Here is a 12,577-nt window from a genome sequence, read left to right as displayed (position 1 = left end):
AGACCACAAGCAAAAGGCTCATGATCTTCCTTTCGCCTGACTTAGCAAGTACTCCAAAAAGATTTGGCACATCTTTTTGACAGTCATATACCTATTTGACATATGACCAATACCATGTATTTCGGCGGTTACACCTTTCGGTTCTCCTAATCTTTGCAACCGCGACCCCTTAACTAAATCTGTATTTATTAAATAGTCTATCAGTTATTATGTATTTTGTCAAGTTTTAAATTATTTTTATGCAAATTGTTTCATTTTAATGCAACAAGTGGTATACTTTAATACAATAGGAGAATATGATATGAAAAAAATAGCTAAATTTGGTGGAAGCTCAGTAGCTAACGCCAATCAAATAAAAAAATTAACAAATATTGTAAAAAATGATAAGGACATAAGGGCCATCGTTGTCTCTGCACCAGGCAAGAGATTTAAGGCAGATATAAAAGTCACAGACCTTTTGATAAATCTCTATAAGGACTATAAGCAAGATAGCCCTAGCTACATAAATAGCTTGGAGAAGATAATACTTAGATATGAAGATATTGCAAGGGACCTTGGTCTTGAGCTTGGCCTTGTAGATTCTTTTAAAGGAATTCTTATTTGCTTTTTAGAAAACATAGATGATGATTTTTATCTAGAAAATGCTATCAAGTCTGCTGGAGAAGATTTTAACGCAAGGCTTATAGCAGCCTACCTTGAAAAAGTAGGTCTTGAAGCAAAATACATATCCCCAGAAGACCTTGGAATAAGACTTGAATACTCTTTAAATGATGCCAAAATTTTAGATATTTCCTATGATTTGATTAAAGAACATGAAGATTGTAAGGATATTTTAGTCATTCCTGGATTTTTCGGCTACAATGATGAAGGCTATAGGCTCACATTTTCAAGGGGAGGGTCAGATATAACAGGATCTATGGTTGCTAAAGGTCTTTCTTGCGATATTTATGAAAATTATACAGATATGACCTATATATATTCAGCAAATCCAAATATGTTCTATAATCCTGCCCCTATCAAAAATATTTCATATGCAGAGATGAGGGAATTATCCTACAATGGTTTTGAGATTTTCCAAGAGGATGTTGTCCAGCCCCTTCTTGATACAAATATTGAAATACACGTAAAGAACACTAACAATCCTGATGAAGGTGGTACTATCATTTCCAAAGATAGGACAGATATAAGTGAAAATCCAATCATAGGAATATCTGATGTAGGAGCTTTTACTTCCTTTACCTTGACTGAATATATGATGAATAGAAAAATCGGTTATATCAAAAATGTCCTTGATATTTTCCAATATATGCATATTGCAGTTGAGCACATCCCTACATCTATCGACTCTGTTTCTATCCTTGTTAGAAGCACATATATAAAAGATAAATCTAGAAAACTTTCTATTATAAACGCCATCAATTCATCTTTTGACCTTGATGAATTAGACCTTAATGACAGGTTAAAGGCCATTGCTATAGTAGGAGAAGGTCTTAAGGATAAGATGAGTAAGGCTCTTTACATTTTTTCTAAAGTTCTTGATGATATAAATGTAAATATAGAATATATTATCCAGGGGGCTAGCAACAATTCCCTTTTTATCTTTATAGACAAGGACGATGAGGATAAGGCTCTTAAGGCCCTTTATAAGTCAATTTATGAAGAAGAAAGCTTATAATTTTCAAAAAAATTACCCTGCATTGAACAACCAATGCTAGGGCATTTTTAAATCTTAGATTCTCTTGTTGGTATTTCTCCAGATTCCTAATTCTTCTGCTTGTTTTATTAATTCATCTCTATTTTCTGGGTGAGCTAGACTTACTAAAGCTTCGGCTGCTTGCCAGGTTGTTAGACCCTTGAAGTTTACTATACCTTGTTCTGTAGCTATATAGTGGGTGTTAGACCTTACTGCTGTTGCTTGAGTTCCTGGTGCAAAGGTTGGAACGATATTTGAAACTCTCTTACCTTCTTTATTAACTTTAGAAGAAATAAGTGAAATTATTGATCTACCGCCCTTTGATCTATAAGCTCCAAGTACAAAGTCAAGGGCCCCACCTGCTCCTGAAATATGTTTTGTTCCTACGGTTTCAGCTGAAATTTGTCCCCAAAGGTCTACTTGAAGGACTGTATTGATTGATACGAAATTATCAAGAGATGCTATTACTCCTACATCATTTACATAATCAACTGGTGCTGCCATTAATTCTTCATTGTCATCTATATAGTCATAGAGTTCTTGGCTACCTGCCGCGAAAGCGTAAGTTTGACGGCCTATGTCTATGTTTTTCTTAAGACCTGTTATCCTACCTGCTAGGGCCATTTCTCTAAAGGCATCTACATACATTTCTGAGTGAACGCCTAAATCTTTTAGGTCAGATTTTGCTATTTGAGAACCGATAGCATTTGGAAGTCCACCTATACCTAATTGAATTGTATCTCCATCACGAAGCATATCTACTACATATTTGGCAGCCTTTAGCTCTTCTTCACCAAATTTTGCACTTGGAAGAGTTAGCATTGGATAGTTGCTTGATTCAAATACATAATCTACGTCTTTGATGTTGATAAAGTTTTCAAAACCACCAAGAGCTCTTGGTACGTTTTCATTTATTTCTAGAATAATCTTGTCAGAATTTTGGAAAGATGCTATTGTGTGTGATGCAGAAACACCAAAGTTGAAGTTGCCATGCTTATCCATTGGTGATACTTGGATTACACTTATAGCTGCTCTCTCAGCATTTTCTGCAAGATATCTTGGAAGCTCACTATATTTAATTGGCATAAAGTAAGCACCATATTTGTTGTTATTTATTAATTTTCTCTCTGTACCTGATGCATGCCAAGAATGATATGTGATATGCTCTCCTGTTGGATCAGCTGCTCCTACATATGGCATATATGGAACAACGCCTCCTCTTACCTTTACATCCTTAACTTCATCAACTCTTGCAGCTAGGGCCTTGTCAAAATCAACTGGAGTAAGAGCTGCCCAACCAAGTTCAATCCAGTCACCATCTTTTACCATTGCAGCAGCTTCTTTGGCTGTGATTAGCTTTTCTTCGTATAGTTTTTTATAGTCCATTAATAAAACTCCTTTGTAATATCGTTTTCTTAATTAAATTATACCCATTATTGAAAAAAATTATCAATCTTTTCTGTTAATTTCTTAAATAATAGCAAAAAAAGTATGCAGACAAGAATATCCGCATACTTTAAAAACTATCTTATCTTTCTACTATTACTGCAGTACCCATACCGCCACCTATACAAAGTGTTGCGATACCTTTTTTAGAGTCTCTCTTTTGCATTTCATATAGTAATGTTGTAAGAATTCTTGCTCCGCTTGCTCCAACTGGGTGACCAATTGCTATTGCTCCACCATTTACGTTTACTATGTCTGTGTTTAAACCTAGTTCTTTGATTACTGAAAGAGCTTGAGCTGCGAATGCTTCGTTAGCTTCGATTAGGTCAATATCTTCTAGTGTTAGGTTAGCTTTTTCTAGAGCTTTTCTTACTGTTGGGATTGGGCCTGTACCCATGATTTTTGGATCAACACCTTCAGTAGCATAAGAAACTATTGTAGCAAGTGGTGTTACGCCAAGTTCTTTAGCTTTTTCTTCACTCATTACTACTAGACAAGCAGCACCATCATTGATACCTGAAGCGTTAGCAGCTGTAACTGTACCATCTTTGATGAAAGCTGGTCTTAGGCCTGAAATGCTTTCTGTTGTTACGCCTTCTTTGATGTATTCATCTGTATCTACTACAGTAACTTTGCCTTTTCTTCCCTTTACTTCTACTGGTACGATTTCATCTTTAAATCTACCTTCAGCTCTAGCTTTTGCAGCTTTTTGTTGGCTGTCTGCAGCAAGGGCATCTTGTTCTTCTCTTGTTAGGCCGAATTTTTCAGCTATATTTTCAGCTGTAACTCCCATGTGGTAGTCATTGAATGCATCCCAAAGTCCGTCTTTGATCATTTCATCGACAACTTTTTTATCACCCATTCTAGCTCCCCATCTTTCATCTGTTAATAGGTATGGAGCGTTAGACATTGATTCTGTACCACCTGCTAGTACTACATCGCAATCACCTGCAAGGATCATTTGAGCTGCTAATGATACTGATCTTAGACCTGAACCACAAACGATGTTAAGAGTCATTGCTGGTTTTTCTTTTGGAATACCTGCATCTAGTGCGATTTGACGAGCAATATTTTGGCCATTACCTGCTTGAAGTACGCAACCTAGGATTGATTCGTCTATATCTTCTGGTTTAATTCCAGCTCTTTCGATTGCTGCTTTAGCTGCTACTGCACCTAATTCTCTAGCTGTTACTGTTTTGAATGCTCCGCCGTATGCGCCTACTGGTGTTCTTGCTGCACTTGCTATTACTACTTTTTTAGTCATATTATCTCCTTAAATTCTTTCTCTATTCAATCTTATTTGCTGTAATCGTAGAAGCCTTTACCTGTTTTTCTACCAAGGTCTCCTGCTCTTACCATTTGTCTTAGAAGTGGGCATGGTCTATATTTGCTATCACCAAATTCATTGTAAAGAACTTCCATGATTGCAAGACATGTATCTAGACCGATTAAATCTCCTAAAGCAAGAGGTCCCATAGGGTGGTTTGCACCAAGTTGCATACCTTTATCGATATCTTCAACACTTGCAAGTCCATCAGCTAATACGCCAACAGCTTCGTTAATCATTGGGATTAGAAGTCTATTTACTACAAAACCTGGGCCTTCTTTAACTTCGATTGGTTGTTTGCCAAGTTTTTCAGCTAGTTCAAAGATTGCCTTGTTTGTTTCATCAGATGTATGAAGACCTCTGATAACTTCAACAAGTTTCATAACTGGAACTGGATTGAAGAAGTGCATACCAATTACATTTTCTGGTCTTTTTGTAACTGCAGCTATGTCTGTTATTGAAAGTGAAGATGTGTTTGAAGCAAGGATTGCACCTTCTTTTACTACTTCGTCTAATTCTTTAAAAATTTCTTTTTTAAGTTTAGGATTTTCTGTTGCAGCTTCGATTACTACATCACAATCAGCTAAATCTTTAACTTCTGTTGTATAAGAAATGTTTTTAAGTGCAGCTTCTTTAGCTTCTTCTGTCATTCTTTCTTTAGCAACTTGTTTAGCATAAGATTTTTCTATTCTAGCTTTTGCTTTTTCTAAGAATTCATCTTTAATATCTCTTACAACAACTTCATAACTTTTAGCAGCAGTTTCTACAATTCCGCCACCCATTATTCCTGAACCAATTACACCAATTTTCATTTAAAATCTCCTTATTTATTTTTAAATTCTGCCTTACCCTTGTTTAGGAAAGCTTCCATGCCTGCTTTTTGATCTTCACTTGAGAATGTTAGAGCAAATAGGTTTTCTTCAACCTTTATTGCACTATCAATATCAACTTGTCCACCAACATTTATTGCTTCTTTTGATGCTCTAACAGCTATTGGAGCATTGCCAGCAATCTTGTTTGCAAGTTCGTTTACTCTTTCTTCAAGCTTATCAGCTTCTACTACTTCTTGTACAAGTCCAATTTCATAAGCCTTGTCAGCTTTGATATTGTTTGCAGTATATATTAAATATTTAGCGAAGCCAGGACCAACTAATCTTTGTAGTCTTTGTGTTCCAGCAAAACCTGGTGTTATGCCAAGACCAACTTCAGGTTGACCAAATAAAGCCTTTTCACTAGCTATTCTAAAATCACAACTCATAGCAAGTTCGCATCCACCACCTAGGGCAAATCCGTTAATTTGAGCTATTACTGGAATTGGAAGTGACTCAATTTTTCTAAATACTGATAGTCCTTTTGCACCAAATTCTTTGCCTTCTATAGGTGTAAGAGTTGACATTTCTTTAATATCAGCTCCTGCAACAAAGCTTCTGCCTTCTCCTGTGATTATAAGGCATCTAAGGTCATTATCTTTTTTAATTTCCTCTACTAAAATATCTAGTTCATCAAGTACTTCTGAATTAAGTGCGTTTAAAGCTTCTGGTCTATTGATACTTAATTTGCCAACATAACCATTAACTTCATACTTTAGAGTTTTGTATTCCATTAATCCCCCTTTTTATAAATCGTTTGCAACATCTAATCTAAGTTTATCTGGGCTATTATTTTATATACCCAAAAGTATATCCTTATATAATTATTATAACAGTTGATATTTTTTTGTCAATCAAATATGTATATTTTTTAACAAAAATAGTTAAATTTTTAATGATTATTTTCTATATTTTATCCTAGTATATAAGATTGACTATATTTTGTCTATACCATGTAATAAAAAAGGCAGTTTTGCAAGTGAAAATAAATTTTAATTATCTAGACTTTTAAATCAGCCTTCTAGCAGGCTTATAGGATTCCTATAAGCCTACCATCAGCCTTTGCCTTTAATTATATTCTTTCATTTTGCAAGAGTGCCTTATATTTTATTATCAAGCTTTTCTAGCGTTTATCTTTTCGATAAGTGCAGGTACTACCTCAAATAAATCTCCTACGATACCATAATCTGCAACATCAAAGATTGGAGCATCTGGATCTTTATTTATAGCAATTATTGTATCTGACGCATTTATACCAGCCAAGTGTTGGATAGCTCCAGATATACCTACTGCTATATATACCTTAGGTGCTACAGTTTTACCTGATTGACCTACTTGGTGTGAATGAGAAATCCATCCTGAGTCTACTAATGGACGAGATGATCCTACTGTTGCACCTAGGGCTTCTGCTAGGTCTTCAATAAGCTTTAAGTTGCTTGGATCGCCTAGACCACGTCCACCTGATACGATAAATTCAGCTCCAACTAAATCTACATCATCTCCTTCATCTCTTGGGATAAAGTCAAGGATTTTTGTTCTGATTTCACCTGTAAATTCTATATTTTCTTCGATTTCTTCGATATTATCTTTTCTACCGAATGCTTCTTTAGGGAATACGCCTGGACGTACTGTACCCATTTGTGGTCTTGAGTCTGGGCATAGGATTTGTGCCATTAAGTTACCACCAAATGCTGGTCTTGTCCATTGTACATTTCCTGTTTCAGCATCAACATCAAGTTCTGTACAGTCTGCTGTAAGTCCTGTGTGAAGTCTTGCTGAAACTCTTGGGCCTAAATCTCTACCTTGGTTTGTTGCACCAATTAAGATTGTGTCTGGGTTGTATTTTTCAACAAGTTTTTCTATTGCATTTGCATAAACATCTGTGCTGTAATCTTTGTATACTTCACCTTCGCAAGTGATTATTCTATCAACACCATGATCTTTTACTTCTTCTTTAGCTTTTGCTACATCTTGACCGATTATAACAGCTACTAGGTCTCCACCAAGTGTGTCAGCCATTTTTCTGCCTGGATTTAATAATTCAAGACCTACATTTACAGCTGAACCATCTTCTTTAGTTTCGACTATTACCCAAAGGTTTTTATTTTCTGACATAGTTCCTCCTTAAATAAGCTTCTTATCAGCTAAAGCTGCTATTAGCTTATCACAAGCTTCTCCAGCTTCCATATCTACAAACATTTCACCAGTTTTTTCAACTGTTGGTGTGTAAGATTTGTTTACTCTTGTTGGTGAGCCTTTTAGACCTATAGCTGTTTCATCTATAGTATCTTTAAGTTCTTCAAGTGTAATTTGTTCGATAGTTGCTTTTTTAGCTTTTAATTTATTTTTGATTTTTGGATATCTTAAATCTTCATCACCATATTTTGTAAATGTTACAAGACCTGGAAGTGTCATTTGGATATTTCTAGCTCCACCTTCTACTTCTTGAAGTACTTTTATTCCTTCATCATTTAATTCTACTGTATAAGCATAAGTTACTTGTGGAAGTCCTAAGTGTTCAGCTATTTCTGGACCTACTTGAGCTGTATCACCATCGATTGCTTGAAGTCCACAAAATACCATGTCTGGTTGTCCTTCAGTTTCAGCTACTTTTTTGATAGCTTCTGAAATTATATATGAAGTAGCTAGAGTATCTGAACCACCAAATTTTCTATCTGTAACTAGGTAAGCATTGTCAGCACCTACTGCTAGACAATCTCTAAGCATTTGATCTGCTTGTGGAGGTCCCATTGAGATAACTGTGATTTTAACTTCTGGATCTTTATCTTTTATTCTTAGAGCTTGCTCTAGGGCAAAAGCGTCGTAAGTATTAAGGATACTTGGAACTCCCTTTCTAATTAGGGTATTAGTAACTGGATCAATTTTGATTTCGTTAGTATCTGGAACTTGCTTTGCGCATACAAATATATTCATTAAATACCTCTTATCTTAATAGTGCACCTGATACAACCATTAGCATAACCTCTGAAGTACCTTCATAGATTTCTGTAATTTTTGCATCTCTCATCATTCTTTCTACTTCGTATTCTTTAACATAACCATAGCCACCAAGTAATTGAACAGCTTTTGTTGTAACATCCATTGCTACTCTTGATGCTTTAAGTTTAGCTTCTGCTGCTGCTACTGTATAGCTTTCGCCAGCATCTTTAAGGGTTGCTGCCTTATAAACTAGGTGACGAGCTGATTCTATATCGATAGCCATTTCAGCTAATTTAAATTGTGTATTTTGGAATTTAGCTATTGGTCTACCAAATTGTTGTCTTTCTTTAACATATTTAACAGCTTTATTTAAAGCTCCTTCTGCTATACCTAGTGCTTGAGCAGCTATACCAATTCTACCACCATCAAGTGTTTGCATAGCATATTTAAAGCCCTTGCCTTCTTCGCCAAGTAGGTTTGCTGCAGGAATTCTACAATCTCTAAATACTAATTCCATTGTAGATGAAGCTTTGATACCCATCTTATCTTCTTTAGTACCGAAATCAAAACCAGGTGTTCCCTTTTCAACTATAAATGCTGAGATTCCTTTTGTTCCTTGTGATTTATCTGTCATAGCAAATACAACATATGTGTCAGCATAACCAGCGTTTGTTATAAAGATTTTTGTACCATTAAGTACATATTCATCACCATCTTTAACTGCTACAGTTTTTTGACCTGAAGCATCTGTACCAGCATCTGGTTCTGTAAGGGCAAATGCACCTAATTTTTCGCCTGAAGCAAGTGGTGTTAGGTATTTTTGTTTTTGTTCTTCATTACCAAATTTATTAATAGCATCAGCACAAAGTGAAGTATGAGCTGAAACTATAACTCCTGTTGAAGCACATGCTTTTGATAATTCTTCAACACAAAGTACGTATGTAAGTGTATCTAGTCCGATTCCACCGTATTCTTCATCAAAAGGAATACCAAAAAATCCTAATTCTTGCATTTTAGCAACATTTTCTTCAGGGAATCTGTGCTCTTCATCAATTTCGATTGCTATTGGAGCAACTTCTTTTTCTGCAAAATCTCTAAACATTTGTTGCATTTCTAATTGTTCTTCGTTTAACTTATACATATTAACTCCTTATTACTAATATTACCTATAAGATTGTATATTTCTTACAGGCTTATCCTACTGTTATTATCTTAACAATCAAATGGGACTTTGTCAAATAAAAATCAAAAATTTTACAAAATAAGCATAAAAGCTTAGGTATTTTAACTAAATCTCGATGGAAAAAGTATAAATACCCTCGTAAAAAATATTTTTTAGCAAATCCTATTTAATTAAACTATACTTGCAATCAAGGCTTTTTCAAACGTTTTCTTGCTCTTGTCAAAATAATCATGTATTTTTTTTTAACATTTTAATTTGATTTGATTAAATATTTTTGTTATACTATTAAAGACAAACAATATAGTTTGTGTCAGTTTCATAAGGAGGATAAATATGACTGATTATAACAAAGTTGATGAAAATATCATTCAACAATTTAGAGACTATGTTTCTGGCAAAGTTTATGCGGGAAACGATATCAACGAAGACTTTTTCCACGATGAAATGCCTATCTACGGTTCTTACCAACCAGATGTATTAATCGAAGCTAAATCTACAGATGATGTATCTACCATTCTTACAATTTGTAATGAACATAAGATACCTGTACTAGCTCGTGGTGCTGGTTCTGGACTTGTAGGATCAGGTGTTGCTATCAACGGCGGAGTAATGATTGATATGCAAGGAATGAACCAAATCCTTGAATACGATCTTGATAACCTAGTAGTAAAGGTACAACCTGGTGTTTACTTACACGATCTTGCTGAAGATTGTCTATCTAAAGGCTATATGTACCCACCTGATCCAGGCGAAAAATTTGCAACACTTGGCGGAAACGTATCAACAAATGCCGGTGGTATGAGAGCTGTAAAATACGGTACAACAAGAGATTACGTAAGAGCTATGGAAGTAGTACTTCCTACAGGTGAAGTTACAAGATTTGGTGCTGTAGTTTCTAAAACATCTACAGGATATTCTCTAAAAGACCTTATGGTAGGTTCTGAAGGTACACTTGGAATTATAACAGAATTAACACTAAGAATAGTTCCACAAGCTAAACATACAATTTCTCTAATAGTTCCATTTGAAACACTTGAAGATTGTATAGCAACAGTTCCAGTGCTATTTAGAGCTCACTTAAAACCACAAGCTATAGAATTTATGGAAAGAAAAATTATTCTAGCTTCTGAAAAATACATAGGTAAAGAAACCTTCCCTAAAAACATAGAAGGCACAGATGTTAATGCTTACCTACTTATCACCTTCGATGGCGATAATGAAGATGAAATCGACCTACAAATGGAACAAGCTGCAGAATTACTAGTAGAAAATGGTGCAATCGATGTACTTGTAGCTGATACTCCAAACGCTATAAAAGATGCATGGGCAGCAAGAAGCTCCTTCCTAGAAGCAATCGACAGCCAATACAAACTAGTAGATGAGTGCGACGTAGTAGTTCCAATCAACAAGATAGCAGAATTCATCAACTTCGTAAATGAAGCAGGCGAAAAATATGACTTCGACGTTCAATCATTTGGCCACGCAGGTGATGGTAACCTCCACATTTACGCAGTATCAAATGACGAAGACAAAAAAGAAGAATTCAACAAACAAGTTCATGATTTCATGGAAGAAATCTATACAAAAGCCTATGAATTTGGTGGACAACTATCAGGTGAACACGGTATAGGCCACGGTAAACTACAATACATGAGAGAATTTGAAGGAGAAATAAATACAAATCTAATCAGGGGAATCAAAAAAGTATTCGACCCTAACATGATTCTAAATCCAGGAAAAGTTGTATCTGTAGACTAAGGACAGATCAATGAAATACCTAAAAGAATTTGTAATCCTGTGCGCATGCCTTTTTCTAGGCGTGCTCACAAGGAAAATAATTAACTTTCCTGTTCCAGAAGCAGTTTATGGAATGTTTTATCTTTTCCTAGCGCTTCGCTTCAATATCTTAAAGGTAGAAGATGTAAAGACAACATCAGATGGTATATTAATAAACCTAGCTTTTTTATTTGTACCGGTCGGAGTAGGAATTGTAGCAAATTATGATGTTATAAAAGGCAAAATCCCTGCCTTAGTAATCTCAGTTCTAATTGGAACAGCAGTTACAATGGTTGTAACAGGTTTAGTAGTGCAAACCTTGCAAAAAAGGAGAAAATAGATATGGAAGCAATATTTAATAACCAATATTTTGGAATAATCCTCTCCTTTGCAGCCTATGAAATCGCCAAATGGATAAACTCAAAATTAAAAACCGCCCTAGCAAATCCTTTGCTAATAGCAATCTTACTTATAGTAGGATTCTTATATGTAACAGGAATCCCTTATGAATACTATAAGCTTGGCGGAGACTTCATAGCATTTTTCATAGGACCAGCAACAGTTGCAATGATCATAGACCTTTACATAAACCTCGATGTCCTAAAGAAAAACATCATACCAATCCTGGTAGGGGTTTTGATAGGATCAATAGTATCAATGCTACTAGCCATAGGACTAACAAAAGTATTAGGTCTTGGAAAAGATTTAACAATATCCTTAATACCACAATCAATAACAACAGCAATAGCAATATCCCTATCTGGAGAATACCAAGGAATCGTTGCTCTAACAGCTATAACAGTAGTAATAAGAGGAGTGACAGGAGCAGTAATAGCCCCACTTGTAATGAAAATCTTCAAGATAACAGACCCAGTAGCTCAAGGAGTTGCAATAGGCACATCATCCCACGCCGTTGGCACATCAGAAGCTAGGATGATGGGAGAAGTCCAAGGAGCAATGAGTGGTTTATCAATTGCTATAGCAGGAATAATGACAGTTATATTAATGCCAGTGGCAATAATGATAGTAGGAATAGTATTTTAACTTTAAAGGGGCTTACAAAAGCCCCTTTTAAAAATCCCCTCTTTTAATCTTAGAAAATTTTAATTTATTTTATTATCTATTATAACTTTTACAATTAATAGCTTACCTTATATACTTATTAGCTTCGTAACTTAACCATTTAATAATTGATTTTTATTTACAATTGAATCTTCGTCTCAAGGGGGAGCCCCAAGGGACCTTCCGCATGGTCTGTAGGACTCCCCAAAAGTTGTAGCTAGAAAAGAGGCTGCAATGAAAAAATATAGTTTAGAATTAAAGAAAAAAGTAATAAAAGAATA

The 12,577-nt window shown here is 35.2% G+C and carries 11 protein-coding genes and 1 riboswitch; of the genes, 4 read left to right on the top strand and 7 right to left on the bottom strand.

The annotated features are described in order from the left end of the window. Positions 1-38: 38 nt before the first annotated feature. Positions 39-179, bottom strand: a riboswitch (Lysine riboswitch). A gap of 122 nt (positions 180-301) precedes the next feature. Continuing rightward, positions 302-1,675, top strand: coding sequence for an aspartate kinase (locus tag NH288_RS07550; protein WP_265214348.1), 1,374 nt, complete (start codon positions 302-304; stop codon positions 1,673-1,675). Positions 1,676-1,729: 54 nt separating this feature from the next. Here the strand turns inward: NH288_RS07550 and NH288_RS07545 are convergent, their stop codons facing one another. The 7 genes from NH288_RS07545 to NH288_RS07515 all read right to left on the bottom strand — a co-directional run bounded on the left by NH288_RS07545 (position 1,730) and on the right by NH288_RS07515 (position 9,416). Next, positions 1,730-3,079, bottom strand: coding sequence for an acetyl-CoA hydrolase/transferase C-terminal domain-containing protein (locus NH288_RS07545; protein ID WP_265214347.1), 1,350 nt, complete (start codon positions 3,077-3,079; stop codon positions 1,730-1,732). A 142-nt stretch (positions 3,080-3,221) separates the two neighbouring features. After that, entirely contained in the window at positions 3,222-4,403 is a 1,182-nt protein-coding gene (locus tag NH288_RS07540) for an acetyl-CoA C-acetyltransferase (protein WP_265214346.1), read from the bottom strand. Positions 4,404-4,435: 32 nt separating this feature from the next. Next, positions 4,436-5,278 (bottom strand): 3-hydroxybutyryl-CoA dehydrogenase, encoded by an 843-nt coding sequence (locus NH288_RS07535; protein WP_106460782.1) that lies wholly within the window; start codon positions 5,276-5,278, stop codon positions 4,436-4,438. Between the two features lie 11 nt (positions 5,279-5,289). Continuing rightward, entirely contained in the window at positions 5,290-6,069 is a 780-nt protein-coding gene (locus NH288_RS07530) for an enoyl-CoA hydratase-related protein (RefSeq protein WP_265214343.1), read from the bottom strand. Between the two features lie 379 nt (positions 6,070-6,448). Next, positions 6,449-7,450 carry an electron transfer flavoprotein subunit alpha/FixB family protein gene (locus NH288_RS07525; RefSeq protein ID WP_106460784.1) on the bottom strand — a complete coding sequence of 334 codons (1,002 nt, stop codon included), beginning with the start codon at positions 7,448-7,450 and terminating at the stop codon, positions 6,449-6,451. Positions 7,451-7,459: 9 nt separating this feature from the next. After that, on the bottom strand, positions 7,460-8,269 hold the full coding sequence (locus tag NH288_RS07520) for an electron transfer flavoprotein subunit beta/FixA family protein (protein WP_265214340.1): 810 nt from the start codon (positions 8,267-8,269) through the stop codon (positions 7,460-7,462). Positions 8,270-8,279: 10 nt separating this feature from the next. Continuing rightward, entirely contained in the window at positions 8,280-9,416 is a 1,137-nt protein-coding gene (locus tag NH288_RS07515; RefSeq protein ID WP_265214338.1) for an acyl-CoA dehydrogenase, read from the bottom strand. Between the two features lie 375 nt (positions 9,417-9,791). On the opposite strand from NH288_RS07515, the gene NH288_RS07510 reads away from it, so the two are divergent. Genes NH288_RS07510 through NH288_RS07500 form a run of 3 tightly spaced genes read left to right on the top strand, consistent with a single transcriptional unit; the run spans position 9,792 to position 12,278 of the window. Next, positions 9,792-11,216, top strand: a complete 1,425-nt coding sequence (locus NH288_RS07510) for an FAD-binding oxidoreductase (protein ID WP_265214336.1) — start codon at positions 9,792-9,794, stop codon at positions 11,214-11,216. A 10-nt stretch (positions 11,217-11,226) separates the two neighbouring features. Beyond that, a complete protein-coding gene (locus tag NH288_RS07505) occupies positions 11,227-11,574 on the top strand; it encodes a CidA/LrgA family protein (protein WP_265214334.1) in 348 nt (115 codons plus the stop codon). A gap of 11 nt (positions 11,575-11,585) precedes the next feature. Beyond that, positions 11,586-12,278, top strand: coding sequence for an LrgB family protein (locus NH288_RS07500; RefSeq protein ID WP_265214388.1), 693 nt, complete (start codon positions 11,586-11,588; stop codon positions 12,276-12,278). The last annotated feature ends 299 nt before the right edge of the window (positions 12,279-12,577 follow it).

Source organism: Anaerococcus sp. NML200537 (genome assembly GCF_026131715.1).
GTDB lineage: Bacteria > Bacillota > Clostridia > Tissierellales > Peptoniphilaceae > Anaerococcus > Anaerococcus kampingae.
This window is presented reverse-complemented; position numbering and strand designations above follow the sequence as displayed.

Bases quoted from the DNA above. Each gene is read 5' to 3' on its own strand.
- NH288_RS07510 (WP_265214336.1), top strand. From the start codon at position 9,792: ATGACTGATTATAACAAAGTTGATGAAAATATCATTCAACAATTTAGA.
- NH288_RS07545 (WP_265214347.1), bottom strand. From the start codon at position 3,079: ATGGACTATAAAAAACTATACGAAGAAAAGCTAATCACAGCCAAAGAA.
- NH288_RS07535 (WP_106460782.1), bottom strand. From the start codon at position 5,278: ATGAAAATTGGTGTAATTGGTTCAGGAATAATGGGTGGCGGAATTGTA.
- NH288_RS07530 (WP_265214343.1), bottom strand. From the start codon at position 6,069: ATGGAATACAAAACTCTAAAGTATGAAGTTAATGGTTATGTTGGCAAA.
- NH288_RS07520 (WP_265214340.1), bottom strand. From the start codon at position 8,269: ATGAATATATTTGTATGCGCAAAGCAAGTTCCAGATACTAACGAAATC.
- NH288_RS07515 (WP_265214338.1), bottom strand. From the start codon at position 9,416: ATGTATAAGTTAAACGAAGAACAATTAGAAATGCAACAAATGTTTAGA.
- NH288_RS07540 (WP_265214346.1), bottom strand. From the start codon at position 4,403: ATGACTAAAAAAGTAGTAATAGCAAGTGCAGCAAGAACACCAGTAGGC.
- NH288_RS07525 (WP_106460784.1), bottom strand. From the start codon at position 7,450: ATGTCAGAAAATAAAAACCTTTGGGTAATAGTCGAAACTAAAGAAGAT.
- NH288_RS07550 (WP_265214348.1), top strand. From the start codon at position 302: ATGAAAAAAATAGCTAAATTTGGTGGAAGCTCAGTAGCTAACGCCAAT.
- NH288_RS07505 (WP_265214334.1), top strand. From the start codon at position 11,227: ATGAAATACCTAAAAGAATTTGTAATCCTGTGCGCATGCCTTTTTCTA.